The organism is Thermus sp. H19.2 (assembly GCF_054979525.1).
The window spans coordinates 1771108-1794285 of sequence record NZ_CM143429.1; the positions used below are offsets into that span (position 1 = coordinate 1771108).

Below are 23178 nucleotides of genomic sequence, written 5' to 3' on the forward strand. Positions count from 1 at the left end.
AGCGGGTATAGTTGAGGGCATGGTGAAGCCGGACTGGTGGATCCGGGAGATGGCCAAAAAGGGCATGATCGAGCCCTTCGAGGAAAGGCTGGTGCGGGAGGGGGTCATCAGCTACGGGCTCTCCAGCTTCGGCTACGACCTCCGGGCCGCCCCCGAATGGAAGATCTTCACCAACGTTTTCTCCACGGTGGTGGACCCCAAAGGCTTTGATCCCCGAAGCTTCGTGGAGTACGAAGGGGAGGAGGTCATCATCCCCCCCAACTCCTTCGCCCTCACCCGGAGCGTGGAGTACATCCGCATGCCGGAGAACGTCATCGCCATCGCCCTGGGAAAGAGCACCTACGCCCGGTGCGGCATCGTGGCCAACGTGACCCCCCTGGAGCCCGGCTGGGAGGGGCACGTTACCCTGGAGATCTCCAACACCACCCCCCTTCCCGCCAAGGTCTACGCCGGCGAAGGCATCGTCCAGCTCCTCTTCCTGGAAGGCCCAAGGCCCGAGGTCACCTACCGGGACCGCAAGGGGAAGTACCAGGGGCAGAAGGGCATCACCCTGCCCAGGGTGTAGGCTATGAGGGTGCGCCTTCTCCTCTTGCTTCTGCTCCTTGGCGCCTGCAAGGGTGAGAGCATGAAGCCCCTTCCCTACCTCTCGGAAACCCCGGTGCGCTCCTTTGCCGCCCCCAAGCCCGTGTTGGAGGCGGGGAAGAACTACTACGCCCGGCTCAGGACCACCAAGGGGGATATCCTTCTGGACCTTTTGGAGAAGGAGGCCCCCAACACCGTGAACTCCTTTGTCTTCCTCGCCCTCCACCGCTACTTTGAGGGCCTGGACTGGCACCGGGTCATCCCGGGGTTCGTGGCCCAGACCGGGGACCCCACCGGCACGGGCCGGGGTGGGCCGGGCTACGCCTTCGGCCTGGAGGTCGCCCCCGGCCTGGCCTTTGACCGGGAAGGCTTGGTGGGCATGGCCCGCACCCAGGACCCCAACTCCAACGGTAGCCAGTTCTTCATCACCTTAGGCCCCGCCCCCCACCTCACCGGCCAGTACACCCTCTTCGCCCGGGTGGTGGAGGGCATTGAGGTGGCAAGGCGCCTCGCCCCCACCGAGGGCCCCCTGGCCACGGGGGCCAGGGACAAGCTCCTCTCCGTGGAGATCCTGGTCAAGGAATGATCCCCGAGGGCACCCGTTTTCTTCTCCCTCCGGAGGCCCGGCTCAAGGCCGAGGCGGTGGGGAGGCTTCAAGACCTTTTCCTGCGCCATGGGTACGAGCCCGTGGAGCTTCCCGCCCTGGAGGTCTATGACCCCACCCACCCCGTGGCGGAGAGGGCCTTCAAGCTGGTGGACAAAACGGGGGAGGTACTCTCCTTAAGGAGCGAGTTCACCACCCTCCTGGCCAAGCTCCTCAAGGGAAGCCTGGGGGATGGCGTGCACCGCTTCCAGTACGCCGGGGCCCTGTGGCTCAGGGAGGCGGATGCGGAGCTCGGGCGGCTTAGGGAGTACACCCAGGTGGGCCTGGAGCTCTTGGGGGCCACGGGGCCCTTGGCGGACGCCGAGGTCCTGGAGCTGGCCTTCGCCGCCCTCGAGGCCTTAGGGGTCCAGGGGGAGGTGGAGGTGGGCTTGCCGAGCCTCGTGGGGGAGGTGCTCAAGGCCTCGAGGCTTCCTGAGGCCCTGCAAAGGCGGGCGCAACAGGCCATCCACCGCAAAAACCTCCCCGAGCTCAAGGGGCTTCTCGCGCAAAGCCCCGTCCCCGAGGAGGCGCGGAAGGTCCTCCTCGCCCTCCCCGACCTCTATGGGGAGCGGGAGGTCTTGAAGGAGGCGCAGGGCCTTCCCCTTCCTCCCAAGGCCCGGGAGGCCCTGAAGGAGCTGGAGAAGACCCTGGACCTCCTGGGGAGGCCCGTCCTCCTGGACCTGGGCATGGCCCGGCGCTACGAGTACTACTCGGGGATCTTCTTCCGGGCCTACACCCCGGGGTTCGGCCTCCCCCTCCTCGGGGGCGGGCGGTACGACGGGGCCCTCCTTCCCAAGGCTGCGGGCTTCGCCCTGGGGGTGGAGAGGCTTCTGGAGGCCTTGCGGCTTCCCAAGGAGGAGGCGGCCCCCGAGGTCTTGGCCCTGGACCTCGCCGCCCTCCGCCGCTTCGCTCGGGAGAGGCGCACGGAGCTCTTCCACGGGGAGGACCCCGTGGCCTACGCCCGAAGGCGCGGCATCCCCTTCCTCGCCCGGGGGGAGGAGCTTTGGAGGGTGGAATGAGGCGCTTCGCCCTCACCGTGGCCCTGCCCAAGGGTCGGATGTTCCAGGAGGCCTACGAGGCCCTGAAGCGGGCCGGGCTGGACCTCCCCCCGGTGGCGGACCCGAGGGCCCTCCTCCACGGGAAGGAGGGGGGCGTGGCCCTCTTGGAGCTTCGCAACAAGGACGTCCCCGTCTACGTGGACCTGGGGATCGCCGAGGTGGGGGTGGTGGGGAAGGACGTGCTTTTGGACTCGGGGAGGGACCTTTTTGAGCCCGTGGACCTAGGCTTTGGGGCCTGCAGGCTCTCCCTCATAAGGCGCCCCCACGACACGGGGCCCATCCGCCGCATCGCCACCAAGTACCCGAACTTCACCGCGAGGCTTCTCAAGGAGCGGGGCTGGGCGGCGGACGTGGTGGAGCTTTCCGGGAACATTGAGCTCGCCGCGGTCACCGGCCTGGCGGACGCCGTGGTGGACGTGGTGCAGACGGGGGCCACGCTGAGGGCGGCGGGGCTTCTCGAGGTGGAGGTCCTCGCCCACTCCACGGCGAGGCTCGTGGTGAACCGGCAGGCGCTTAAGCTCAAGCGGGCGGTCCTCAAGCCCTTGATCCAGAGGCTCAGGGAGCTTTCCGGATCATGAGGGAGCGCACCGAGGCGCGAAGGCAGAGGATGGAGGAGGTGCTAAAGCGGCGCCAGCCCGACCTCACCGTCCTCTTGGAGAACGTGCACAAGCCCCACAACCTCTCGGCCATCCTGCGCACCTGCGACGCCGTGGGGGTCCTCGAGGCCCACGCCGTGAACCCCACGGGGGGCGTCCCCACCTTCAACGAGACCAGCGGAGGGAGCCACAAGTGGGTCTACCTGCGGGTCCACCCCGACATCCGCGAGGCCTTCCGCTTCCTGAGGGAAAGGGGCTTCGCCGTCTACGCCACCGCCCTTAGGGAGGACGCCCGGGACTTCCGGGAGGTGGACTACACGAAGCCCACCGCCGTCCTCTTCGGCGCGGAGAAGTGGGGGGTTTCCGAGGAGGCCTTGGCCCTGGCGGACGGGGCCATCAAGATCCCCATGCTGGGGATGGTCCAGAGCCTGAACGTCTCCGTGGCCGCCGCCGTGATCCTCTTTGAGGCCCAGCGGCAGAGGCTAAAGGCGGGGCTTTACCAGAGGCCCCGCCTGGACCCGGAACTCTACCAAAAGGTGCTCGCCGACTGGCTCAGGAAGTGAGGAAGGCCTCCTCCTCCAAGAGTTCCTCCAAGGCCTGGGCCTTGACCCCGAGAACGGAAACCCAGACCTGGAGTTCTCCCCAGGCCTCCTCGTCCCCCGGGTTTTCCTTGGCCCTTTTCCAAGCGCTCTGGAAGGCCCTGGAAGCCTCGTCCAGCTCGTCCAGGAGCACCCCCAGGACCTCCCTCAGGTGTTCCTTACGCGCCCGTTTCCGGGCTTCTGCCTTGGGCATCCTACCTCCTTCCCATCCTGCGGAGAAGCCGCTCCACCCGCTTCTGGTAGGCACGGATCTCGCGCTCCCAGTACCGGATCAGCTCCCACCTGGGCTCGGGCCTACGAAGCTCCTCCTCTATTTTGGCCTGGTGCTCACGGATACGCGCTTGGTAGCTCTCCACGCTCTTGCGCAACCGCCTATTGCCCATCCACGTACGTGAGCCAGCCCTCGTACTCGGGCCGCCGCCCGGTGGCGGCCTCGAGGTAGACCTCCCGGAGTCTGAGGGCGATGGGGCCCGCCGTGCCCTTCCCGATGGGCCGCCAGTCGATCATGGACACCGGGGTCACCTCGGCGGCGGTCCCGGTCATGAAGACCTCGTCGGCCATGTAGAGCTGGTCCCGGGTGGCCCGCACCACCTGGACCTCGTAGCCCAGGTCCTTGGCGATGCGGATCACAGAGTCCCGGGTGATCCCCTCGAGGTTCACCGAGTGCTCCAGGGCGTAGATCACCCCGTCCCGCACGAAGAAGAGGTTCTCCCCGCTCCCCTCGGCCACATAGCCTTCCTCGTCCAGGAGGAGGGCCTCATCCGCCCCGGCGGCCACGGCCTCCATCTTGGCCAGGGCCGAGTTCACGTAGTTCCCCCCCACCTTGGCCTTGCCCGGCATCACGTTGGCGGGGAAGCGGGCCCAGGAGCTGGTGATGAGCCTGGCCCCCTTGCGCACCGCCTCCTCCCCCAGATACGCCCCCCACTCCCAAGCGGCCACCATCACCTCGGCGGGGTTGTTGGGGAGGGGATTGACCCCAAGGGCCTTCGCCCCCATCCAGGCCAGGGGGCGGATGTAGCAGCTCTTGTAGCCGTTTTTCCGCACCACCTCCTTGATGGCCTCCTCCAGCTCCTCGGGAGCGAAGGGGATCTCCATGCGGAGCACCTTGGCCGAGTTGTAGAAGCGCCGCACGTGCTCCTTGAGCCGGAAGATGGCGGGGCCCTTGGGGGTTTCGTAGGCCCTTATCCCTTCAAAAACGCTCGTGCCGTAGTGGAGGGCGTGGCTTAGGACGCTGGTCTTGGCCTCCTCCTGGGGCACCAGGGCCCCGTTCATCCAGATGAGCCCGGCCTTGATGTGCACGTCGCCGCCCTTGGCCTCAGGCTTGGTCATGGCGAACCTCCGCCCCCATCATAACGCTTTTCCTCACGCGGGCTTCCAAACGCAAGGCCTGGAAGACCTCCTTGGCTTCCTCGGCGAGCTTCCGAGCCACAGGCGCTTTGAGGCTTCCTTCCCGTTGGACGAGGTAGACAGTCCGCCCGGCCCCTGGGGGGCTTAGGGGACGGAGGTAGGCCCGCTTGACCTCGGGCAGGGTCCAGAAAGCCACCTCGGGGAGGAGGGTGAGTCCCCCTACCTCCTCCACCAGGAGAACCAGGGTCTCCAGGTTGCCGCTTTGGAACTCCACGGGCTTCTTCCTCAGGCTTGGGCGGCAGACGGCGAGAACCTGGTCTCGGAAGCAGTGCCCCTCGGCGAGAACCCAGGTATCCTCCAGGGGAATCTCCAAAGGGTGGACCACCTCCCGCTGAAAAAGGGGGTGGCTTGGGGCCACGTAGACCCAGAAGGCCTCGGTAAAAAGGGGTTCCGCCGTCAGCCCTGGGTGCCGCTCCTCCGTGCCCACGAGCCCGGCGTCCAGGCTCCCTTCTTCTAACCCCCGCACGATCCCCGGGGTGAGCTCTTCCCGCACCGAGAGGGAAAGCCCGGGGTAGCGTGCTTTCAGCCGTGGGAGGAGCCGGGGAAGGAGGTAAGGGGCCAGGGTGGGAATGACCCCGAGCCGGAAGGTCCCCTGGAAGCAGGTCTCTTCCCCTTGCACCAAAAGCTTCAGCCTTTCCACCTCCTCGAGGACCCTCCGGGCTTGGGCCACCGCCACCCGGCCCGCCTCCGTGAGCGTGCCCTTTTTCCGGTCAAAGAGCCTTGTTCCCAGGGTTTCCTCCAGCTTGCGGATCTGAACGGAGAGGGCGGGCTGGGTGAGGTAAACCCGTTCCGCGGCCCGGGTGAAGCTCCCCTCCTCCGCCAAGGCCACGAGGTAGCGCAACTGGTCTAGGGTCGGCTTCATAATCCTGACTTATTCTAGCGCCTAGAAGGATCTATTGGACTTATGGGCACTCCCCCTTCTAAGGTGAGGACGTCCCTGGGGCCAAGCCCAGGGCGAAAGGAGGGAGAAGATGTTCCTGAGGATAGACCGCCTGCAGATTGAGTTGCCCATGCCCAAGGAGCAGGACCCCAACGCCGCCGCCGCGGTCCAGGCCCTACTGGGCGGGCGCTTCGGGGAGATGTCTACCCTGATGAACTACATGTACCAGTCCTTCAACTTCCGGGGGAAGAAGGCCCTGAAGCCCTACTACGACCTCATCGCCAACATCGCCACCGAGGAGCTGGGCCACATTGAGCTGGTGGCGGCCACCATCAACAGCCTCCTGGCCAAGAACCCGGGGAAGGACCTGGAGGAGGGCGTGGACCCGTCCAGCGCCCCCCTAGGCTTCGCCAAGGACGTGCGCAACGCCGCCCACTTCATCGCTGGCGGGGCCAACAGCCTGGTCATGGGGGCCATGGGGGAGCACTGGCACGGGGAGTACGTCTTCACCAGCGGCAACTTGATTCTGGACCTCCTCCACAACTTCTTCCTGGAGGTGGCCGCCCGCACCCATAAGCTCAGGGTCTACGAGATGACGGACAACCCCGTGGCCCGGGAGATGATCGGCTACCTCCTGGTGCGGGGCGGGGTGCACGCCGCTGCCTACGGCAAGGCCCTGGAAAGCCTCACCGGGGTGGAGATGACCAAGATGCTCCCCATCCCCCGGATTGACAACAGTAAAATCCCCGAGGCCAAGAAGTACATGGACCTGGGCTTCCACCGGAACCTCTACCGCTTCAGCCCCGAGGACTACAGGGACCTCGGGCTCATCTGGAAGGGGGCCTCTCCCGAGGACGGCACGGAGGTGGTGGTGGTAGACGGCCCGCCCACGGGCGGCCCCGTCTTTGACGCGGGCCACGACGCCGCCGAGTTCGCCCCCGAGTTCCACCCCGGCGAGCTCTACGAGATCGCCAAAAAGCTCTACGAGAAAGCGAAGTAGTCCTTAGCCTGGCCCGTAGCGCCCTCCCGGGAGGGCCTGGGCTAGGCCTTTGAGCTCCAAGAGGGTGAGGAGGGAGAGCACCTTCTCCGGGCTCAAGCCCATGGCCTCCGCCAAGTGCTCCGGCAGGGCCTCCCCCTGGCGGAGAAGCTGGTAAAGCCTGGCCTCTTCCGGGGAGAGGTCCAAGGAGGCCTTGGGCTTTCCGGAAAGGCCCAGGTAGGAAAGGACATCCTCCGCCCCGAGCACCGGGTAGGCCCCGTCTTGGATGAGGCGGTTGGCCCCTAGGGAGCCTTGGTCCGTGGGCCTTCCGGGCACGGCCAACACCTCCTTGCCGAGCTCCAGGGCGTGGCGGGCGGTGATGAGGGCCCCGGAGTCCGGGGGGGCTTCCACCACCACCACCGCCCGGGAGAGCCCGGCGATGAGGCGGTTTCTCCGGGGGAAAAACTCGGGCTTGGGACCGTTGCCAAAGGGGAACTCGGAGAGGAGGTCCATCCGTTGGGCCAGGGAGCGGTTTTCCGGGGGGTAGATGCGGTCCAGGGCGCTTCCCAGAACGCCCAGGGTGCGCCCCCCGGCCTCGAGGGCCCCCAGGTGGGCCTCCCGGTCTACGCCCCGGGCGAGGCCCGAGACCACCCAAAGCCCGGCCTCGGCGAGTTCCCGGGCGAGCCTCCGGGCGAAGGCCAAGGCCCAAGGGGAGGCCCGGCGCGTGCCCACCAAGGCCACCGCCTCCCCTTCCGGGGGAAGCCCTCCCTTGAGGTAGAGGTGGGTGGGGGGCTGGGGAAGCGCTTTAAGCCCCTCGGGGAAATCCTCCTCCCAAAGGCCCAGGATGCGCACGCCCAGGGCCTGGGCCAGGCGCCTTTCCGCCGCTGCCCGCCCCTCGGCTTCGGGTAGGCGCCGCCAGGCCTCGGGGAAGCGTTCCTTGAGGAAGCCCGTGGGGTCTTCCGCCTTTAGGGCCTCCAAAAGCCGCTTGGGGCCGATGCCCGGGAGAAAGGCCAGGGCCAAAGGGTCCACGCCGTGCAGTATACTGAAAGGCCTAGAAGGTCCGGCCTCTGCCTTTAAAGGGCAAATCCCGAGGGCCGGGATCACCTAAACGCCATGGAAGAAAAGACCTACTCCGGCTTCGTGGCCATCGTGGGCAAGCCCAACGTGGGCAAGTCCACCCTGCTCAACAACCTCCTGGGGATCAAGGTGGCCCCCATCAGCCCCCGTCCCCAGACCACCAGGAAGCGCCTCCGGGGCATCCTCACCGAGGGGAACCGCCAGATCGTCTTCGTGGACACCCCGGGCCTCCACAAGCCCATGGACGCCCTGGGGGAGTTCATGGACCAGGAGGTGTACGAGGCCCTCGCCGACGTGAACGCCGTGGTCTGGGTGGTGGACCTGCGCCACCCCCCCACGCCGGAGGACGAGCTGGTGGCCAAGGCCCTAAGGCCCCTGGTGGGCAGGGTGCCCCTCCTCCTGGTGGGGAACAAGCTGGACGAGGCCAGGTACCCTGAGGAGGCCCTAAAGGCCTACCACGCCCTCCTCCCCGAGGCCGAACCCCGGATGCTCTCCGCTCTGGACGAGCGGCAGGTAGCCGGGCTCAGGGCGGAACTCCTCGCCCTTCTCCCGGAAGGTCCCTTTTACTACCCCGAGGGCCACGCCAAGGGGGACCAGACCTTTGGGGAGTGGGTGGCGGAGATCGTCCGGGAAGAGGCCATGAAGCGCCTCTGGCACGAGGTGCCCTACGCCATCGCCACCAAGGTGGAGGAGGTGGCGGAAAGGGAAAACGGGGTGCTCTACCTCAAGGTGGTGATCTACGTGGAGCGCCCTTCCCAGAAGGGCATCGTCATCGGGGAAGGGGGAAGGAAGCTCAAGGAGATCGGCCAGGCGGCGAGGAAACAGCTGGAGGTTTTTCTGGGCCGCAAGGTGTACCTGGACCTCGAGGTCAAGGTCTACCCCGACTGGCGCAAAGACCCCGAGGCCCTTCGGGAGCTCGGCTACCGTTCCTCCGTAGGGTGAGGCAGGAGGCTGTTTCCCCGGGCTTTGGGGGGTAGCATAGGCCTATGCCCTGGCTTCTTCCCCGCGAGATCGCGCCCCTCCACCAAAAGGCCCTGGACCGCTATCTGGGTAGCCTCACGGAGAGGCTTTCCGACCCCAATGTGGACCGGAATGCCTTGGTGCGGGAGGAGCTTGCCCGCCTCCTTTACGGGAGGCCCTACGAGGAGCTTCTGGAGGCGAACCCGCTCGCGGCCATGGGCCTGGACCCGGAGGGGATCACCTTTGAGGCCGAGTACTACGCCGCCACCGACCTGGAAAAGTTCCGGCGGGTCAAGCCGCTCCTTTGGTTCTGGAAGGTCCTGGACCTCACGCCCCTGGGCCAGTCGGTGCACTCGGGGGTGGCCATAAGGCGGGCCCTCGCCCCCTTCATCTTCAAGCGGGTGGGGAAAAACCCCAAGTTCTTCCAGAACGTGGAGTTCTCCGTGGGGTACAACCTGGAACTGGGCGACGACGTGGTGGTGCACCGCTACGTCTTCTTAGACGACATCGGTGGCATCAAGATCGGGGACCGCACCTCCCTCTCCGACTACGTGAACGTCTACAGCCACACCCACCACGTCCTGGCCTCCCCCGACGTGACCCTGAAGGAGACGGTCATCGGAAGCGGGGTGCGCATCACCTACCACGCCACCGTCCTGGCGGGGGTGCGCATCGGGGACGACGCCATGGTGGGCACAGGGGCCATCGTCACCAAGGACATCCCTCCCCACGCCATCGCCCTGGGCATCCCCGCAAGGCCCGTGCGCTACAAGGTCCGCCACGACTGTCCCTATTGCCGGAAAGGGGAGCCCCACCCCTCGGACCTCGTGCCCAAGGCCCCGGACCGCAAGGGCAACCCCGACTACCCGGACTTCCTCCCCCCTGGCTTCGGCACCCGGGAGGCCTAGGATGTGGACCAAGGAGGAGCTGGACCGCTACCACCGGCAAATGATCCTGCCCCAGGTGGGCCCCGAGGGGCAGGAAAGGCTCAAAAGGTCCTCCGTGGTGGTGGTGGGCGCGGGGGGCCTGGGGGTGCCCGTCCTCCAGTACCTGGTGGCCGCCGGGGTGGGGCGGGTGGGCATCGTGGAGATGGACCGGGTGGAGCTTTCCAACCTCCACCGCCAGGTGCTCTACGCCACGGAAGACGTGGGCAAGCCCAAGGCCTTGGCCGCCAAGGAGCGCCTTCTCGCCCTCAACCCCTTGGTGCAGGTGGAGGCCCACCCGGTGCGCCTCACCTCGGAAAACGCCCTGGAGATCCTGAGGCCTTACGACCTCATCGTGGACGCCTCGGACAACTTCCCCACCCGCTACCTGGTAAACGATGCCGCCGTGTTCCTAAACAAGCCCCTGGTCTATGGGGCCATCTACCAGTTTGATGGACAAGCAGCCGTTTTCCACCACCTCACGGAAGAAGGCGAGATGGGACCCTGCTACCGCTGCCTCTTCCCCAAACCCCCGCCCCCCGGATCCGTCCCCTCTTGCGCCGAGGCCGGGGTGTTCGGGGTCTTGCCGGGGGTGGTGGGAAGCCTCATGGCCGCCGAGGCCCTCAAGGTCCTCCTCGGCCTGGGGAGGCCGCTCGCCGGGCACCTGCTCCTCTACGACGCCCTGGAAGGAAACTTCCGCAAGCTACGCACGCGCCGCAACCCATCCTGCCCGGTGTGCGGGGACCACCCCACCCAGAAGGAGCTTATAGATTACGAGGCTTTCTGCGGGCTGTAATACCACCCCATGCTGGCTTGCGCCAGCATGGGGCCCCGGCCAAAAAGGCCCGCAGGGCTTCCGTACCTGGGCTTGGGCGAAGGATTCACGCCAAAGGGGTGGGTGGTATTACCCGGAAGGCACCTAGCGGGCCTCGAGGGGCACGTAGGGCACGTCCAGCTCCCCGATGTACTTGGCGTCGGGGCGCAGGAGACGGTTGTCCAGCTCCTTGTACTCCAGGATGTGCCCCACCCAGCCCGCGATGCGGGCCACGGCGAAGATGGGGGTGAAGAACTCCAGGCCGAAGCCCAGGTCGGAGTAGACCACCCCGGAGTAGAAGTCCACGTTGGGGTAGATGCCCCGGGGGTTCAGGACCTTGCCCGCCTCCTCCTCCACGATCTTCAGGATCTGGTACTCGGTGGAGTGGCCGTGGGTTTCGGCCACCACCCGGGCCAGGCGTTCCAGCACCCCAGCCCTCGGGTCAAAGGCCTTGTAGACCCGGTGGCCCATGCCCATGATGCGCTCCTTCCTGGCGAGCTTTTCCCGCACCCACTCCCGGGCCCGCTCGGGGGTGCCGATCTCCCGGATCATCTTCATCACCGCCTCGTTGGCCCCCCCGTGCCGGGGGCCCTTGAGGGAGGCCACGGCGGCGGTAATGGCCGAGTAGAGATCGGTCTCCGTGGAGAAGGCGGCGATGGCGGTGAAGGTGCTGGCGTTGAAGCCGTGCTCGGCGTGGAGGATGAGGGCGGCGTCCATGAGCCTTTCCTGCTCGGGGGAAGGCTCCACCCCGTTCGCCATGTAGAGGAAGTTGGCGGCGTGGGAGAGGTCCTCCCTCGGGGGAAGGGGGTCCTTGCCCTCCCGCAAGCGCTTGTTGGCGGCCACGATGGTGGCGAACCTGGCGATGAGGTCCAGGCCCTTCTGGTAGAGGGCCTCCCGGGAGATGTCCCCCTCGGTGGGGTCCAGCATGCCCAGCTCGGAAACGGCGGTGCGCAGGAAGCTCATGGGGTGGGCCGAGGTGGGGTAACGTCGGAAAGAGGCAAGAAGGTGGTCCGGCAGGGCCCGCCGGCGCGCCAGGTCCTTTTTGAAGGCCGCAAGCTCCTCTCTCCCCGGTAGCCTCCCGTGGAGGAGGAGGAAGGTGGTTTCCTCAAAGGTGCTCTTCTCCGCCAGCTCCTGGATGGGGATGCCGTAGTAGTAGAGGCGGCCCGCCTCCCCGTCGATGAAGCACATCCGGCTTTCCGTGAAGAGAACGCCCTCCAAACCCCGTGCCACTTCCATACTTCCTCCTTTTCCGCACCCCAAGGGTGCTTCCCCCCCATCATACAGGGAGCGGTTAGAGGGCGTCCTCCTGAAGGATCAGGGTCTTGAGGTAGAGGCTCTCCGGGACGTGGAGGCTCCAGGGGTGGTCCTTGGGCTGGTGGGTAAGGGCGTGGACCCGAAGGCGCATCCCCCGATCGGCGGCGGCCCGGCGGGCCACCTCCAAGAGGTCCTCGGCCTTCAGGTAGTAGCTGCAGCTGGAAAGCCAAAGGTAGCCCTCCGGGGCGAGAAGCCTTAAGGCCTCCCGCACCAGGTCCACCAAGTGGCGCTTCATGGCGGGAAGCTCCTCGGGGCGCTTCACCAAGGTGGGCGGATCCAAGAGTACGTGGTGGAAGGGGCCCTCCAGGGTCCTGAGCACCGCCAAGGCGTCCCCGTGGCGGATGTCCACCCGAAGGCCTGCCCCCATGGCGGCCCGGTCCAGGACGGCCAGGGCCTCCAGGTCCTTGTCCACCGCCAGGGCGTAGGCCCCCTTGCGGGCGGCCCTCAAGGCGAAGCCCCCCACGTAGCTGTACACGTCCAAGACCCTTTCCCCGGGGCGCACCATGGCCTCCAGGAGGCGGCGGTTTTCCCGCTGGTCCAGGTAGAAGCCCGTCTTCTGGGCGAGGGCCAGGGGGATGGGAAAGAGGAGGCCGTCCTCCTCCACCTCCAGGACCTCGGGCACCTCCCCATAGAGCACCCCCACCCGCTCGGGAAGGCCCTCCTGCCGCCGGGCCTCGAGGTCGCTCCGCTCGTAGACCCCCCGGGGGGCCACGGCCTCCACCAAGGCGGGGAGCCAGACCTCCCTAAGGGCCTCCATCCCCCGGGTGCGCACCTGGAGGACCAGGACCTCCCCGAAGCGGTCCACCACCAAACCGGGAAGCCCGTCCGCCTCCCCGTGGACCAAACGGTAGGCGCTTCCCAGGCCTTCCCGCTTCCTTAGGGCGCGGGCGAAGCGCTGGCGGAAGAAGGCCCGGTTCAGGGGCCCGCGGTCAAAGCGGTAGGCCCGGAAGGGAACCCGGGAACGGGGGTCAAAGTAGCCCACCGCCAAAAAGTCCCCGTCCGCGGCCAAGGCCTCGGCTACCCCGGCCTCCTCCGGGGCCTCTTCTAGCTCGTCCCGGTAGAGGTTGGGGTAAAAGTTCCGGACCTTGCGCTCTTTCCCCGGCTTGACCACCACCCTCAGCACGGGGCTCAGCATACCCCGGCTTAAGTACCCCACCGCAGCTTTCGCTGCGGTGGGGGCCCCAAAAGAGCTTCACTCGGGTATCCCGTGTTGCGAGGGCACGTGGCCCTCAGGCGCGGCCTACGGTGCCCATGAGGGCGAACTTCTCCCGGATCACCTGCTTCAGGTACTCCCGTCCCCTGCCGAGGATCTTCCTGGGGTCGAACTCCTTGGGGTTTTGCGTCACCACCTCGCGGATCCCCAGGGTCATGGCCAGGCGCAGGTCGGTATCGATGTTGATCTTGGCGATGCCGTTGGGGATGGCCTTGCGGATGTCCTCGTCGTGGATGCCCGTGGCCTCCTTGAGCTCGGCCCCCGTGGCAAGAAGCTTCTCCTTAAGCCAGGCGGGAACCCCGCTCGCCCCGTGAAGCACCAGGGGAATAGGCACCCGTTTGCTGATCTCCTCGAGGCGCTTGTGGTCGATGTAGGGGCGGCCCTTCCCTTTGTAGGCCCCGTGGCTCGTGCCGATGGCGATGGCCAGGTAGTCGATCCCGGTCTCCGCCACGAAGCGCTCCGCCTCCTCGGGGTCGGTGAGGAAGGCCTCCGCCTCGGAGACCTGGATGTTGTCCTCAATGCCCTGGAGACGGCCGAGTTCGGCCTCCACGCTCACCCCCACGGCGTGGGCGGCCTCCACCACCTTCTTGGTCTCCCGCACGTTCTCCTCAAAGGGATGGTGGCTGGCGTCGATCATCACGCTGGTGAAGCCCGCCCTGAGGGCCTGCATCACCATGGCGAAGTCCGCCCCGTGGTCCAGGTGGAGGACCACGGGCACCCGGGTGCGGCTGGCCATGTCCTTCACCAGGTTGGCCAAGTTCTCCATCCCGGCGTACTTCCGGGCCCCGTCGGAAACCTGAATGAAGACCGGAGCCCTCAGTTCCTCGGCCACATCGAGGATGGCCTGGGTGATCTCCAGGTTGTTGGTGTTGAAGCTGGGCACCGCGTAGCCTTCACGCCTCGCCTTGTCCAGGACCTCTTTACCGATCACCAAGGGCATAGATGACCTCCTTAAGCGCTTTTAGGTTTTCCGCCACCGGGCGGTCGTTAAAAAGGGCGCTGCCCGCCACGGCCACATCGGCCCCCGCCCGGTACACCTCGGCCACGGTCTTTCGGTTCACGCCCCCATCCACCTCGATCAGGCAACCCGGGTTCAGGCGGTCCCGCATCTCCTTGAGGCGCCTGAGCCTGGGGGTGGCGGTGGGGATGTACCGCTGCCCCCCAAACCCCGGGTTCACGCTCATGAGAAGGGCCAGGTCCAGCTCGGGCAGGAGGGGCTCAAAGGCCTCCAGGGGCGTGGCCGGGTTCACGGCGAGCCCCGCCTTCTTGCCCAGCTCCTTCACCTTCTGCACCGCCCGGTGGGGGTGGTAGGTGGCCTCAAAGTGCACGGTGATGTGGTCCGCCCCCGCCTGGGCGAAGTCCTCGAGGTAGCGCTCCGGCTGCACGATCATGAGGTGGACGTCCAGGGGCAAAGAGGTGACCCGCCGCACCGCCTCCACCAGGATCGGCCCGAAGGTGAGGTTGGGGACGAAAAGGCCGTCCATCACGTCCAGGTGGATCCAATCCACCCCCGCCGCCTGGGCCTCCTCTATGGCCTCCTTGAGCCTGGCAAGGTCTGCCGTGAGGATGGAGGGCGCAAACTTCATCTTCTCCCCCTAGGCCACCCGCAGGTGTCCCCGCTCAATGGCCAGCTCCCGCATCTTAACCAGGTAGTAGGCGATGATGAGCTGGGTCAGGGCCAGGGGGTAGCTCTGCCCCGCCTTGTCCCAGAAGGTGCCCACCAAGCTGGGGTCAAAGTGCTCTGCGTGGGGGCCCAGGTGCTCCCAGATGATGCGCTCAAAGGTCTGGGCCTGCTCCGGGGTAACGTTGCCGGTGATGTCCAGGATGTCGGCCTCCCGGCGGGTCTCCAGGCGGATCAGGGCCTCGTCCTCGTAGGCCGAGTGGAGGACCTCGGAGAGGTCCAGACGGGGCAGGGTGTGCTTGAGGGTGATGCGCACGTTCAGGGTGCTGGGGTTTTCCGGATCGTAGCCCAAAGGGCGGTAGAAGCGCACCACGATGTCCGCGTGCTCCTTTTGCGGCCAGATGAAGGCCTTGGAGTCGGGCATGCGCCGCTCTATATCCGCCAAGACCTCCTCCGGGGTGTAGCCCCGCTTGGCCACGTCCCGCTTCACCTTCCACTCCCGCCTCAGCTCCTCCTCGGGGTCCAGGTAGACGGTAAGGTGGTAGCGCCCCCTAAGGGCGGGGGAGTAGAGGGTAAGGAGGCCCTCCAGGATGACCACCCGGGGGATGAGCCTTCCCCCCTCCTCCACCGCCCTGGGCGCCGGCACGTACACGGGGGGGTCAAAGGTGCCGGTGGAGTGGTTGTACACGGGCTTCAAGATGGGCTCCCCCTCGGCCAGAAGCCTCACGTGCTGCTCCATGATGTCCATGTAGTTGCACTCGGGGTTCAAGGGGGTGATGCCCAGCTCCTTGCGCTGCTTGCGGTCGTACTTGTGGTAGTCGTCCACGCAGATCCCCGTGGTCCGCTCCACACCCAAAAGGCGGGCGATCCCTGAGGAGAGGGTGGTCTTTCCCGCCCCCGAGTCGCCGGCGATGCCGAGCATGAAGGGTCTATGGGGCATGCTCCTCCTCCTTCCCGTGGAAGACCGAACTCTGGTAAATGTCCTCCGCCTCTATCCTCATGAGCTCCTCGGGGGTCACAGGCCCCGCCTTCTGGTAAAGGCGGTAGGCCTGGCGGAGCTTGAAACGGTCCAGGGCGTTGCGGACGCTCCGGGCGTAGGCGAAGTTGGGCAAGCGCATCCGCCGTTCCAGATATTCCCTGAAGGCCTTCTCCGCCTCCGGGCTAAAGCGGTACCCCTGGCGCTCCAGCATCATCCTACCGATGAGGAAAAGCTCCTCCAAGGTGTAGGGGGGGAACTCTATGTGGTGGGCGATGCGGGAGCGCATGCCGGGGTTTAGGGCGAAGAACTCCTCCATGCGGTCCTTGTAGCCCGCCAGGATCACCACCAGGTCCTCCCGCTGGTTCTCCATGACCTGGAGGAGGATCTCCAGGGTCTCCTGGCCGTAGTCCCGCTCGTTCTCCGCCCGGTAGAGGCTGTAGGCCTCGTCGATAAAGAGCACGCCCCCCATGGCCCGCTTCAGCACCTCCTTGGTCTTGGGGGCGGTATGGCCGATGTACTGGCCCACCAGGTCGTCCCGGCTGGCCACCACCAGGTGGTCCCGGCGGATGTAGCCCAACTTGTGGAGGATGGTGGCCATGCGTAGGGCCACCGTGGTCTTCCCCGTGCCCGGGGGGCCCACGAAGGCCATGTGCAGGGTGGGCCGGTCGGCGGTAAGCCCCAGCTCCCGACGCAGGCGGTCCACGGAGAGGTAGGCGGCGATCTCCCGGATCCGCCGCTTGACGGGCCTAAGGCCCACCAGCTCCTGGTCCAGCTGCTCCAAGACGGCCTCTATCTCGGGGCTTTTGACCACCGCCAGGCCTTGATGGGGGTTCTCCATGGCGCTCCTCCCGGGAAGGCCGGGGCTACCCGGCCCCCCCTCCTACTCCTCCCGGTACCGCTCCCCCGCTGGCCTTTGGGTGGCGTAGGCCTCGAGGGTGTACTTAAGCCGCCTCCCGTCGCTGTAGAGGGTACGGTGGAGGCGGAAGCCGGGCTCTTCCTTGGGCCTGTGGGCGATGAAGGAGACCCGCTGGGCCTGCCACATGGGGGAAGGATCGTAGCCGTTCACCTTGATGTAGTGGTTGGGAAAGGCCTCCCGGCACTTCCGGAACTCGTACATGGCCGGGGCGGGGTCCTCCAGGTCAAACATGGGCAGGCCCCACATGTTCCAGTAGACGTTGTAGGGGCTGGGGTCGTCGGTGTACTCAATGGACACCGCCCAGCCGTTTTGGATGATGTAGCGGATCTGGGCCTCGATCTCCTCGTCGGTGAGGTCCGGCAGGTAGGAAAAGGTCCCTTGGGTGATCCTCATGGCTTACCTCCTTTAGCTCGGGGTGGGCAGGACATCGGGGGTGTCGGTGGAGGCGAAGTCAAAGGTGACGCTCCCCCAGGTCTCCAAAGCGGCGGCCAAGGCAGGGGAGCGCTGGGCCGCCTTCTTGAGGATCTCCGGGCCCTCCGCCAGGATGTCCCGACCCTCGTTCCTGGCCTTGACCATGGCCTCGAGGGCCACCCGGTTGGCCGTGGCCCCCGCCTGGATGCCCATGGGGTGGCCTATGGTGCCCCCCCCGAACTGCAACACCACGTCGTCCCCGAAAAGGGAAAGGAGCAGGTGCATCTGCCCAGCGTGGATGCCCCCCGAAGCCACGGGCATCACCGCCGGCAGGTAGGCCCAGTCCTGGTCAAAGTAGATGCCCTTCACCGGGTCCGCCTTCACGTACTGCTCCCGCAGGATGTCGTAGTAGCCCCGCACCAGGTTGGGGTCCCCCTCCAGCTTGCCCACGGCGGTGCCGGCGTGGATGTGGTCCACCCCCAGCATGCGCATCCACTTGGCCAGAACCCGGAAGTTGATGCCGTGGTTCTTCTGCCGGGTGAAGGTGGCGTGGCTGGCGCGGTGGAGGTGGAGGATCATGCCGTTTTTGTGGCACCAGTTGGAAAGGCTCTGGAGGGCGGTGTAGCCCATGGTGAGGTCCGCCATGATGATGATGGACCCGATTTCCTTGGCGAACTCCGCCCGCTCGTAGACCTGCTCCATGTCCGGAGCGGTGACGTTCATGTAGTGGCCCTTACGCTCCCCCGTGACCTCCTCGGCTTTCATCACCGCCTCCTGGGCGTAGAGGAAACGGTCGCGCCAGCGCATGAAGGCCTGGGAGTTGATGTTCTCGTCGTCCTTGGTGAAGTCCAGCCCCCCCGCCAAGGCCTCGTAGACCACCCGCCCGTAGTTCCTCCCGGAAAGCCCCAGCTTGGGCTTCACCGTGGCCCCGAGGAGAGGACGGCCGTACTTGTTCAGCATGTCCCGCTCCACGGGGATGCCGTGGGGAGCCCCCTTGAAGGTCTTGAGGTAGGCCGCGGGGATGCGCAGGTCCTCCAGCCTAAGGGCCCTCAAGGCCTTGAACCCGAAGACGTTGCCGATGATGCTGGAGGCCATGTTGGCGATGGAGCCCTCCTCAAAGAGGGCGAGGTCGTAGGCGATCCAGGCGAAGTACTGCTCGGGGTTCCCCGGCACCGGCTCCACCCGGAAGGCCTTGGCCCGGTAGCGGTCCAGGTAGGTAAGGCGGTCCGTCCAGACCACGGTCCAGGTGGCGGTGGAGGACTCCCCGGCCACCGCCGCCGCCGCCTCCTCCGGCTCAATCCCCGGCTGGGGGGTGATGCGGAAAAGGGCGATGGTGTCGGTGTCTTTGGGCTCGTAATCGGGATCGTAGTAGCCCATCTCCTTGTACTCCAAGACCCCTGCCTTGCTGTACCTGCCTTTGCCTGCGTACTGGTTTGCCATACCTCACACCTCCTTAGTAGGCCACGGGGCTGATGCCCCGAAGCTTTCCCAGCTGGTGCCGGGCCTCCACCTTGCGCAGGGTGCGGGTGGCCCCGCGGATGACCAGGCTCTCCGTCCAGGCCCACCTTTCCCCGTAACGCACCCCCTTGAGGAAGGGCCCGTCGGTGATGCCGGTGGCGGCGAAGTGGGTGTCCTCGGCCCGGCAGAGCTCTTCCAGGGTGTAAACCTTCTCCAGGTCAAAGCCCGCATGGACCAGGTTCCAGCGCTCCTCCTCGCTCTGGGGGTCCAGGCGCATCTGCATGCCGCCCCCCAGGGCCTTGACCGCCACGGCGGCGATCACCCCCTCCGGGGTGCCCCCGGTGCCCATGAGGACGTCTACGCCCGTGTCCGGGAGCACGGCGGCCAAGGCCCCGGCCACATCCCCATCGGTTTGGAGGCTGATGCGGGCCCCCGCCAGGCGAATCTCCTCTATGAGCCGGGCGTGCCGGGGCTTGTCCAGGACAAACACCGTAAGCTCCCGCACCTCCTTCTTGAGGGCGCGGGCGATCTCCTTGAGGTTGTCGGCCACCGAGGCCCGGAGGTCCACGGCCTCCCGGGCCTCCGGGCCCACCACCAGCTTGGCGGCGTAAAAGCCGGGGCCGGGGTTGAAGAGGGCGCCCTCGGGGGCGGCGGCGATGACGCTGATGGCCCCATAGCGCCCCAGGGCGAGAAGCCGCGTTCCCTCCACGGGGTCCACGGCCAGGTCCCAAAGGGGGCCCTCCCCCTGGCCCAGGACCTCCCCGTTGTAGAGCATGGGGGCCTGGTCCTTTTCTCCCTCGCCGATGACCACCCGGGCGCGGAAGTCCAGGCTGTTCAAGAGGAGGCGCATGGCCTCCACCGCCGCCCGGTCCCCCCCCTCCTTGTCCCCCCGGCCCACGAAGCGGGCCGAGGCCAAGGCGGCGGCTTCGGTGGCCCGCATGAGGTCCAGGCCCAGGTTGCGGGTAGGCATAGCCATGGGCTTACCTTAGGGGGGGTGATTTATTATTGCAATCATATGTTTTTCCTCATAGCATAAGTCCATGCTGATATCTAAAAACGCTAAGCTCCCCAACCCCGCCGCCTTAAGGGTGTTCGTCACCGTGGTGGAGGAAGGAGGGGTGGGCCGGGCCGCCCTGGCCTTGGGCATCACCCAACCGGCGGTGAGCCAGTACCTCAGGGCCCTCGAGGAACAGGTGGGCCACCCCCTCTTTGAGCGGCAGGGGCGGCACCTGGTCCTCACCCGGGTAGGGGAAGCCCTCCTCCCCGAGGCCCGGCGGGTGGTGCAGGCCCTGGAGGAGTTCCAGCGGGTTTCCCAGGCCATGGGCCGGCTGGAGATGGGGGAGATCACCCTGGGGGCCTCCACCACCATGGCCACCTACGTGGTCCCCTTCTTCCTGAAGAAGTTCCACGAGGCCCACCCCGGGGTGCGGGTCCACTTGGAAAGCGGTAGCTCCGAGCGCCTGGCGGAGCGTCTGCTCATGGGGGAGCTGGAACTCGCCATCGTGGAGGGGGTGGAGCGCTGGGAGGGCTACGAGCGCCACCTCTTCTACGAGGACGAGCTGGTGCTCATCGTCCCCCCGGACCACCCCTGGGCCGGCCGGGAGGAGGTGCCTCCCGATTGGCTCCTGAAGGAAACCCTGGTGGTGCGCAAGCCGGGCTCCATGACCTGGCGGGCCCTGGAGCGGGCCTTTGAGCAGGCCAGCCTGGAGCTCAGCCCCACCTTCTACACCGACAACAACGAGGTCACCAAGCGCCTGGTGCTGGCGGGGGCCGGGGTGGGCATCGTGAGCCGGGTGGTGGTCCAGCCCAACCTGAAGGTGGGGAACCTCAAGGCCCTGCGCCTGGCCCCACCGGTGGGGGAGATCCGCCGCTATTTCTGGCTGGTCCACCCCAAGCGGGTGGCCAACCCGGCGGCCCAAGCCCTCATTGCCCTTCTCCGGACCTGACCAGGCGGATGGCCAGGGCGAAGGCCACCACCATGAGGGAAAGAAGCCCCAGTTCCGCCAGGACCGCCATGAAGGCGGGGTCCGCCAGGTCAAACTTCTCCACCGCCTCGGCGGTGAGGACCAGGACCCGCCTTATGGCGGCGATGATGCCGATGATGAGGAAGGGGGTGGCCTCGAGGCTCCCCTCCTTGGCGAAGCGGAGCAGGGTGTAGAGGATCTCCGCCAGCATCAAGGCCAAAAGCACCCGGTCCAGGAGCCGCAAGGCCACCTCCCCGTAGTCCCCCTGCAGGAGGTGGTGGACTCCTTCCACCAAGGAGGTAAGGAGGAGGACCGCCGCCCCGGCGGCGATGAGGAAGCCCGCAAAGAGGTAGATGGCGGTCTCGGTGCCCTGGAGGATGCGGAAGGCGTCCCGCTTCACCCCCTTAGTCTACGTCGTTGAGGTAGTCGGGCTCCCCGTGCTCCTCCAAAAAGCGCTTCGCCTCGTAGGGAGAGCGCACCTCCTCCAAGGAAGCCTTGGGGCCCTCCATCCAGTGGGGCAGGGCGGTGGGCGGCGGGGCCTGGAACCCGTAGAAGTAGTAAAGGACGTAAAGGCCCCGCTCGTCCTTCAGGACCACCGCGTCCCCGTAACCGTCCTCCAGCACCTTCACCGCCATGGCCTTGGCCTTTTCGTAAGGGAGCTCGTCGTACTCCACGCCCCACCTCCTACTTGGACTCGTTAACGAAAAGAGCGTAGCCGTGTTCTTCCAGCCAGCGGGCCTGGTCGTAGGGGGCGCGGAAGCCCTCCGGTGCCTCCCGGGGACCCTCCACCCAGTCGGGGGTCTCCTCGGGGTCGGGGGCCTTCCGGCCGTAGAGGGGGAAGAAGTAGTAGAGGGCGTAGTACCCCCCTTCCCCGAGAAGGACCAGGCCCTCCCCCATCCCGTCCGCCAACACCCGGACGGCCTTGGCCTCCGCCTCCCGGTAGGCTAGCTCCCACATGGGGGCACCTCCAGAAGCACCCGGTAATCGGTGGTGAGGCGGTCCTTGGCCATGGGGCGGAAGACCCGGTCGGCGAACTCCACGTGCAGGGGGTGGTCCCGGTAGCGTTCCACCACCTCGGGCCCGGAAAAAAGGACGGAGATGAAGTAGCGGTAGCGAACCCCCGGTAAAAGGGCCTCCCCAAAGCGGAGCCCCACCACCCCGGGAATGCGAAGCAGGACCTCCTTGGCCTCCTCGGCCATGCGCAAGACCTCCTCCCTCGAGGCCTCGGCGTTGAACACGATCAGGTGCTCCACCATCTCCGCACCTCCTCCAAATAACCCAGGTCCACCCCCACCCGTTCCCCCTCCCTGGGACCCCGCAAGACCAGCCCGGGGTTTCCCTCGTCTCCCAGGTGGCTCAGCACCGCCTGGGCCTGGGAGAAGTCCTGGCCCGAGGTGTACAGGCCCGGGGTCACCAAGACCGGAAACCCCGCCCCCAAAGCCGCCAAGAGGCCGTTGCGGGAATCCTCCACCGCCACCCCCTCCCCCGGTCCCAGGCCCAGGGCCTCCCGGGCCAGAAGGTAGACGGCCGGATGGGGCTTCTTCTCGGGCACCGCGTCCCCCGCCAGCACCAGGTCAAAAACCCCCTTGAGCCCCGTGGCTTCCAGAAAGGCTTCCGCGTTCTCGGGGCTGGTGGTGGTGGCCAGGACCAGGGCCACCCCGGCCTCCTTGGCCTCTCCAAGAAGCCTCGCCACCCCGGGCCTCAAGGCCACCCCTTCCTCCCGCAAAAGGGCGTGGTAAAGCGCGTTCTTCCTGGCGTGAAGCCGGGCCACGGCCTCCGGGGAAAGCCTTGGGCAGTCCCCGCACCGGCCCAAGAAGGCGGCGATGCGCTCCTTGCCGCCCGCGGTCCCAAGGAGCTCCCCGTAGAGGGCGCGGTCCCAGCGGAAGGGAAGCCCCGCCTCGGCGAAGGCCCGGTTGAAGGCCTCCCGGTGAAGCTCCTCCGTCTCCGCCAGGGTGCCGTCCAGGTCAAAGAGAAGGGCTTTCAGCCCCACCATAGCCGCATCCGTGCCTCGGCAAGCCCCCTAAGGGCCTCCTTCATCCCCGCCACCAGGGCGAGGTAGTCCTCCCCCTCCCCCTCCTTGAGGGCGTGGGCGGCCTCGAGGGCCAGGTCGGCGTAGAGGTTGATCTTCCGAATCCCCCGGTCCACCACCGCCCGGTACTCCACCGGGGAAAGCCTCGAGGCCCCGTGGAGGACCAGGGGGACGGGAAGGCGGGAAAGCTCCTCCAAGAGGGCCAGGTTGAGGCGGACCGGACCCTTGTGCAGGCCGTGGCGGGTGCCGATGCTCACCGCCAAGGCGTCCACCTGGGTTTCCTCCAGGAAGCGCCGGGCCTCCTCGGGGTCGGTGTAGGCCACGGGCCCCCGGTCCACCTCCCCGCCATACCCCCCGGGCACCGCCCCCACCTCCCCTTCCACCGTGGCCCCAAAGGCCCGGGCCACCTCCACCGCCAGGCGGGTCTTGTGGATGTTCTCCTCCAGGGGCAGGTGGCTTCCGTCCAGCATCACGCTGGTGAAGCCCAGCCGCAAGGCCTCGGCCACCTGGGAAAGGCTCTCCCCGTGGTCCAGGTGCAGGGCCACGGGCACCCGGGCGCTCTCGGCCAGGAACCTGAGGCCCGAGGCCAGGGCGGGCAAAGGAGGCCCTCCCAGATGGGGGGCCACGCTGAGGACCACGGGAAGGCCCAAGGTCTCAGCCCCCTCCAAAACGGCCTCGGCCCACTCCAGCCCCACCACGTCAAAGGCCCCCACGGCCCGGCCTTTTTCCGGAAGCACCTCCCGCAAGGTGGCCAGCAT

General features: G+C 67.0%; 30 protein-coding genes. 10 read left to right on the forward strand and 20 right to left on the reverse strand.

Annotated elements, in window-relative coordinates; all coding sequences use genetic code 11:
- Positions 1-19: 19 nt before the first annotated feature.
- The 5 genes from dcd to trmH are packed head-to-tail and all read left to right on the forward strand — an operon-like array spanning position 20 to position 3442.
- Positions 20-565 (forward strand): dCTP deaminase, encoded by a 546-nt coding sequence (gene dcd / locus ACY5J6_RS09580; protein WP_462844730.1) that lies wholly within the window; start codon positions 20-22, stop codon positions 563-565.
- A 3-nt stretch (positions 566-568) separates the two neighbouring features.
- Positions 569-1168, forward strand: coding sequence for a peptidylprolyl isomerase (locus tag ACY5J6_RS09585; protein ID WP_462844731.1), 600 nt, complete (start codon positions 569-571; stop codon positions 1166-1168).
- Positions 1165-2244, forward strand: a complete 1080-nt coding sequence (locus ACY5J6_RS09590) for an ATP phosphoribosyltransferase regulatory subunit (protein ID WP_462844732.1) — start codon at positions 1165-1167, stop codon at positions 2242-2244. The genes ACY5J6_RS09585 and ACY5J6_RS09590 overlap by 4 nt, the downstream gene beginning before the upstream one ends.
- Positions 2241-2861: an ATP phosphoribosyltransferase gene (hisG, locus tag ACY5J6_RS09595; protein WP_462844733.1), complete on the forward strand. Its 621-nt coding sequence runs from the start codon at positions 2241-2243 to the stop codon at positions 2859-2861. Before ACY5J6_RS09590 ends, hisG begins: the two co-directional genes overlap by 4 nt.
- Positions 2858-3442 (forward strand): tRNA (guanosine(18)-2'-O)-methyltransferase TrmH, encoded by a 585-nt coding sequence (gene trmH / locus ACY5J6_RS09600; protein WP_462844734.1) that lies wholly within the window; start codon positions 2858-2860, stop codon positions 3440-3442. Before hisG ends, trmH begins: the two co-directional genes overlap by 4 nt.
- On the opposite strand, the gene ACY5J6_RS09605 is transcribed toward trmH, so the two are convergent.
- Genes ACY5J6_RS09605 through ACY5J6_RS09620 form a run of 4 tightly spaced genes read right to left on the reverse strand, consistent with a single transcriptional unit; the run spans position 3432 to position 5747 of the window.
- Entirely contained in the window at positions 3432-3671 is a 240-nt protein-coding gene (locus tag ACY5J6_RS09605) for a hypothetical protein (RefSeq protein ID WP_462844735.1), read from the reverse strand. The genes trmH and ACY5J6_RS09605 overlap by 11 nt on opposite strands.
- A gap of 1 nt (position 3672) precedes the next feature.
- Positions 3673-3861 (reverse strand): hypothetical protein, encoded by a 189-nt coding sequence (locus tag ACY5J6_RS09610; protein WP_462844736.1) that lies wholly within the window; start codon positions 3859-3861, stop codon positions 3673-3675.
- Positions 3851-4807 (reverse strand): branched-chain amino acid transaminase, encoded by a 957-nt coding sequence (locus ACY5J6_RS09615; RefSeq protein WP_462844737.1) that lies wholly within the window; start codon positions 4805-4807, stop codon positions 3851-3853. The genes ACY5J6_RS09610 and ACY5J6_RS09615 overlap by 11 nt, the downstream gene beginning before the upstream one ends.
- Complete coding sequence (locus tag ACY5J6_RS09620; protein ID WP_462844738.1) at positions 4794-5747, reverse strand: hydrogen peroxide-inducible genes activator; 954 nt, start codon at positions 5745-5747, stop codon at positions 4794-4796. Before ACY5J6_RS09620 ends, ACY5J6_RS09615 begins: the two co-directional genes overlap by 14 nt.
- Positions 5748-5856: 109 nt before the next feature.
- On the opposite strand from ACY5J6_RS09620, the gene ACY5J6_RS09625 reads away from it, so the two are divergent.
- Entirely contained in the window at positions 5857-6765 is a 909-nt protein-coding gene (locus tag ACY5J6_RS09625; protein WP_462844739.1) for a manganese catalase family protein, read from the forward strand.
- Positions 6766-6768: 3 nt separating this feature from the next.
- Here ACY5J6_RS09625 and dprA read toward each other — a convergent pair whose 3' ends face one another.
- Positions 6769-7770 (reverse strand): DNA-processing protein DprA, encoded by a 1002-nt coding sequence (gene dprA, locus ACY5J6_RS09630; RefSeq protein WP_462844740.1) that lies wholly within the window; start codon positions 7768-7770, stop codon positions 6769-6771.
- Between the two features lie 84 nt (positions 7771-7854).
- Between dprA and era the strand changes: the two genes are divergently transcribed.
- From era to ACY5J6_RS09645, 3 genes are read left to right on the forward strand one after another with little or no spacing between them, the layout of a single operon-like run.
- On the forward strand, positions 7855-8760 hold the full coding sequence (gene era / locus ACY5J6_RS09635; protein WP_462844741.1) for a GTPase Era: 906 nt from the start codon (positions 7855-7857) through the stop codon (positions 8758-8760).
- A gap of 44 nt (positions 8761-8804) precedes the next feature.
- A complete protein-coding gene (locus tag ACY5J6_RS09640) occupies positions 8805-9686 on the forward strand; it encodes an acyltransferase (protein WP_462844742.1) in 882 nt (293 codons plus the stop codon).
- Position 9687: 1 nt separating this feature from the next.
- On the forward strand, positions 9688-10497 hold the full coding sequence (locus ACY5J6_RS09645) for a HesA/MoeB/ThiF family protein (protein ID WP_462844743.1): 810 nt from the start codon (positions 9688-9690) through the stop codon (positions 10495-10497).
- Positions 10498-10620: 123 nt separating this feature from the next.
- Here the strand turns inward: ACY5J6_RS09645 and ACY5J6_RS09650 are convergent, their stop codons facing one another.
- The 9 genes from ACY5J6_RS09650 to glpX form a co-directional block, all read right to left on the reverse strand.
- On the reverse strand, positions 10621-11751 hold the full coding sequence (locus ACY5J6_RS09650) for a citrate/2-methylcitrate synthase (protein WP_462844744.1): 1131 nt from the start codon (positions 11749-11751) through the stop codon (positions 10621-10623).
- 55 nt (positions 11752-11806) lie between these two features.
- Positions 11807-12964, reverse strand: coding sequence for a class I SAM-dependent rRNA methyltransferase (locus tag ACY5J6_RS09655; RefSeq protein ID WP_462844745.1), 1158 nt, complete (start codon positions 12962-12964; stop codon positions 11807-11809).
- Positions 12965-13058: 94 nt separating this feature from the next.
- The gene (gene fba / locus ACY5J6_RS09660) at positions 13059-13982 is read right to left on the reverse strand and encodes a class II fructose-1,6-bisphosphate aldolase (protein WP_462844746.1); all 924 of its coding nucleotides are present in this window, start codon (positions 13980-13982) and stop codon (positions 13059-13061) included.
- Complete coding sequence (rpe, locus tag ACY5J6_RS09665; RefSeq protein WP_462844747.1) at positions 13963-14628, reverse strand: ribulose-phosphate 3-epimerase; 666 nt, start codon at positions 14626-14628, stop codon at positions 13963-13965. Before rpe ends, fba begins: the two co-directional genes overlap by 20 nt.
- Positions 14629-14637: 9 nt before the next feature.
- Positions 14638-15603, reverse strand: coding sequence for a phosphoribulokinase (locus tag ACY5J6_RS09670; protein WP_462844748.1), 966 nt, complete (start codon positions 15601-15603; stop codon positions 14638-14640).
- Positions 15593-16480 carry an AAA family ATPase gene (locus tag ACY5J6_RS09675; RefSeq protein ID WP_462844749.1) on the reverse strand — a complete coding sequence of 296 codons (888 nt, stop codon included), beginning with the start codon at positions 16478-16480 and terminating at the stop codon, positions 15593-15595. The genes ACY5J6_RS09670 and ACY5J6_RS09675 overlap by 11 nt, the downstream gene beginning before the upstream one ends.
- A 42-nt stretch (positions 16481-16522) precedes the next feature.
- Complete coding sequence (locus ACY5J6_RS09680; protein ID WP_462844750.1) at positions 16523-16951, reverse strand: ribulose bisphosphate carboxylase small subunit; 429 nt, start codon at positions 16949-16951, stop codon at positions 16523-16525.
- Between the two features lie 12 nt (positions 16952-16963).
- Complete coding sequence (locus tag ACY5J6_RS09685; RefSeq protein WP_462844751.1) at positions 16964-18409, reverse strand: form I ribulose bisphosphate carboxylase large subunit; 1446 nt, start codon at positions 18407-18409, stop codon at positions 16964-16966.
- Positions 18410-18422: 13 nt separating this feature from the next.
- The gene (gene glpX, locus ACY5J6_RS09690) at positions 18423-19397 is read right to left on the reverse strand and encodes a class II fructose-bisphosphatase (RefSeq protein ID WP_462844752.1); all 975 of its coding nucleotides are present in this window, start codon (positions 19395-19397) and stop codon (positions 18423-18425) included.
- Between the two features lie 70 nt (positions 19398-19467).
- Between glpX and ACY5J6_RS09695 the strand changes: the two genes are divergently transcribed.
- On the forward strand, positions 19468-20373 hold the full coding sequence (locus tag ACY5J6_RS09695) for a LysR family transcriptional regulator (protein WP_462844753.1): 906 nt from the start codon (positions 19468-19470) through the stop codon (positions 20371-20373).
- On the opposite strand, the gene ACY5J6_RS09700 is transcribed toward ACY5J6_RS09695, so the two are convergent.
- The 6 genes from ACY5J6_RS09700 to ACY5J6_RS09725 are packed head-to-tail and all read right to left on the reverse strand — an operon-like array spanning position 20351 to position 23178.
- Entirely contained in the window at positions 20351-20791 is a 441-nt protein-coding gene (locus ACY5J6_RS09700) for a phosphate-starvation-inducible PsiE family protein (protein ID WP_054638091.1), read from the reverse strand. The genes ACY5J6_RS09695 and ACY5J6_RS09700 overlap by 23 nt on opposite strands.
- A gap of 4 nt (positions 20792-20795) precedes the next feature.
- Positions 20796-21065 carry a hypothetical protein gene (locus tag ACY5J6_RS09705; RefSeq protein ID WP_054638090.1) on the reverse strand — a complete coding sequence of 90 codons (270 nt, stop codon included), beginning with the start codon at positions 21063-21065 and terminating at the stop codon, positions 20796-20798.
- Between the two features lie 10 nt (positions 21066-21075).
- Complete coding sequence (locus ACY5J6_RS09710; RefSeq protein WP_462844754.1) at positions 21076-21348, reverse strand: annexin VII; 273 nt, start codon at positions 21346-21348, stop codon at positions 21076-21078.
- The gene (locus ACY5J6_RS09715) at positions 21336-21647 is read right to left on the reverse strand and encodes a Dabb family protein (RefSeq protein WP_462844755.1); all 312 of its coding nucleotides are present in this window, start codon (positions 21645-21647) and stop codon (positions 21336-21338) included. Before ACY5J6_RS09715 ends, ACY5J6_RS09710 begins: the two co-directional genes overlap by 13 nt.
- Positions 21632-22384 (reverse strand): HAD-IA family hydrolase, encoded by a 753-nt coding sequence (locus ACY5J6_RS09720; RefSeq protein ID WP_462844756.1) that lies wholly within the window; start codon positions 22382-22384, stop codon positions 21632-21634. Before ACY5J6_RS09720 ends, ACY5J6_RS09715 begins: the two co-directional genes overlap by 16 nt.
- The gene (locus ACY5J6_RS09725) at positions 22372-23178 is read right to left on the reverse strand and encodes a class II fructose-bisphosphate aldolase (RefSeq protein WP_462844757.1); all 807 of its coding nucleotides are present in this window, start codon (positions 23176-23178) and stop codon (positions 22372-22374) included. Before ACY5J6_RS09725 ends, ACY5J6_RS09720 begins: the two co-directional genes overlap by 13 nt.

What these genes read in the sequence shown, in the direction of transcription:
- dcd (WP_462844730.1), top strand. Translation starts at nt 20, where the DNA reads ATGGTGAAGCCGGACTGGTGGATCCGGGAGATGGCCAAAAAGGGCATG.
- ACY5J6_RS09585 (WP_462844731.1), top strand. Translation starts at nt 569, where the DNA reads ATGAGGGTGCGCCTTCTCCTCTTGCTTCTGCTCCTTGGCGCCTGCAAG.
- ACY5J6_RS09590 (WP_462844732.1), top strand. Translation starts at nt 1,165, where the DNA reads ATGATCCCCGAGGGCACCCGTTTTCTTCTCCCTCCGGAGGCCCGGCTC.
- hisG (WP_462844733.1), top strand. Translation starts at nt 2,241, where the DNA reads ATGAGGCGCTTCGCCCTCACCGTGGCCCTGCCCAAGGGTCGGATGTTC.
- trmH (WP_462844734.1), top strand. Translation starts at nt 2,858, where the DNA reads ATGAGGGAGCGCACCGAGGCGCGAAGGCAGAGGATGGAGGAGGTGCTA.
- ACY5J6_RS09605 (WP_462844735.1), bottom strand. Translation starts at nt 3,671, where the DNA reads ATGCCCAAGGCAGAAGCCCGGAAACGGGCGCGTAAGGAACACCTGAGG.
- ACY5J6_RS09610 (WP_462844736.1), bottom strand. Translation starts at nt 3,861, where the DNA reads ATGGGCAATAGGCGGTTGCGCAAGAGCGTGGAGAGCTACCAAGCGCGT.
- ACY5J6_RS09615 (WP_462844737.1), bottom strand. Translation starts at nt 4,807, where the DNA reads ATGACCAAGCCTGAGGCCAAGGGCGGCGACGTGCACATCAAGGCCGGG.
- ACY5J6_RS09620 (WP_462844738.1), bottom strand. Translation starts at nt 5,747, where the DNA reads ATGAAGCCGACCCTAGACCAGTTGCGCTACCTCGTGGCCTTGGCGGAG.
- ACY5J6_RS09625 (WP_462844739.1), top strand. Translation starts at nt 5,857, where the DNA reads ATGTTCCTGAGGATAGACCGCCTGCAGATTGAGTTGCCCATGCCCAAG.
- era (WP_462844741.1), top strand. Translation starts at nt 7,855, where the DNA reads ATGGAAGAAAAGACCTACTCCGGCTTCGTGGCCATCGTGGGCAAGCCC.
- ACY5J6_RS09640 (WP_462844742.1), top strand. Translation starts at nt 8,805, where the DNA reads ATGCCCTGGCTTCTTCCCCGCGAGATCGCGCCCCTCCACCAAAAGGCC.
- ACY5J6_RS09645 (WP_462844743.1), top strand. Translation starts at nt 9,688, where the DNA reads ATGTGGACCAAGGAGGAGCTGGACCGCTACCACCGGCAAATGATCCTG.
- ACY5J6_RS09650 (WP_462844744.1), bottom strand. Translation starts at nt 11,751, where the DNA reads ATGGAAGTGGCACGGGGTTTGGAGGGCGTTCTCTTCACGGAAAGCCGG.
- ACY5J6_RS09655 (WP_462844745.1), bottom strand. Translation starts at nt 12,964, where the DNA reads ATGCTGAGCCCCGTGCTGAGGGTGGTGGTCAAGCCGGGGAAAGAGCGC.
- fba (WP_462844746.1), bottom strand. Translation starts at nt 13,982, where the DNA reads ATGCCCTTGGTGATCGGTAAAGAGGTCCTGGACAAGGCGAGGCGTGAA.
- rpe (WP_462844747.1), bottom strand. Translation starts at nt 14,628, where the DNA reads ATGAAGTTTGCGCCCTCCATCCTCACGGCAGACCTTGCCAGGCTCAAG.
- ACY5J6_RS09670 (WP_462844748.1), bottom strand. Translation starts at nt 15,603, where the DNA reads ATGCCCCATAGACCCTTCATGCTCGGCATCGCCGGCGACTCGGGGGCG.
- ACY5J6_RS09675 (WP_462844749.1), bottom strand. Translation starts at nt 16,480, where the DNA reads ATGGAGAACCCCCATCAAGGCCTGGCGGTGGTCAAAAGCCCCGAGATA.
- ACY5J6_RS09680 (WP_462844750.1), bottom strand. Translation starts at nt 16,951, where the DNA reads ATGAGGATCACCCAAGGGACCTTTTCCTACCTGCCGGACCTCACCGAC.
- ACY5J6_RS09685 (WP_462844751.1), bottom strand. Translation starts at nt 18,409, where the DNA reads ATGGCAAACCAGTACGCAGGCAAAGGCAGGTACAGCAAGGCAGGGGTC.
- glpX (WP_462844752.1), bottom strand. Translation starts at nt 19,397, where the DNA reads ATGCCTACCCGCAACCTGGGCCTGGACCTCATGCGGGCCACCGAAGCC.
- ACY5J6_RS09695 (WP_462844753.1), top strand. Translation starts at nt 19,468, where the DNA reads ATGCTGATATCTAAAAACGCTAAGCTCCCCAACCCCGCCGCCTTAAGG.
- ACY5J6_RS09710 (WP_462844754.1), bottom strand. Translation starts at nt 21,348, where the DNA reads ATGTGGGAGCTAGCCTACCGGGAGGCGGAGGCCAAGGCCGTCCGGGTG.
- ACY5J6_RS09715 (WP_462844755.1), bottom strand. Translation starts at nt 21,647, where the DNA reads ATGGTGGAGCACCTGATCGTGTTCAACGCCGAGGCCTCGAGGGAGGAG.
- ACY5J6_RS09720 (WP_462844756.1), bottom strand. Translation starts at nt 22,384, where the DNA reads ATGGTGGGGCTGAAAGCCCTTCTCTTTGACCTGGACGGCACCCTGGCG.
- ACY5J6_RS09725 (WP_462844757.1), bottom strand. Translation starts at nt 23,178, where the DNA reads ATGCTGGCCACCTTGCGGGAGGTGCTTCCGGAAAAAGGCCGGGCCGTG.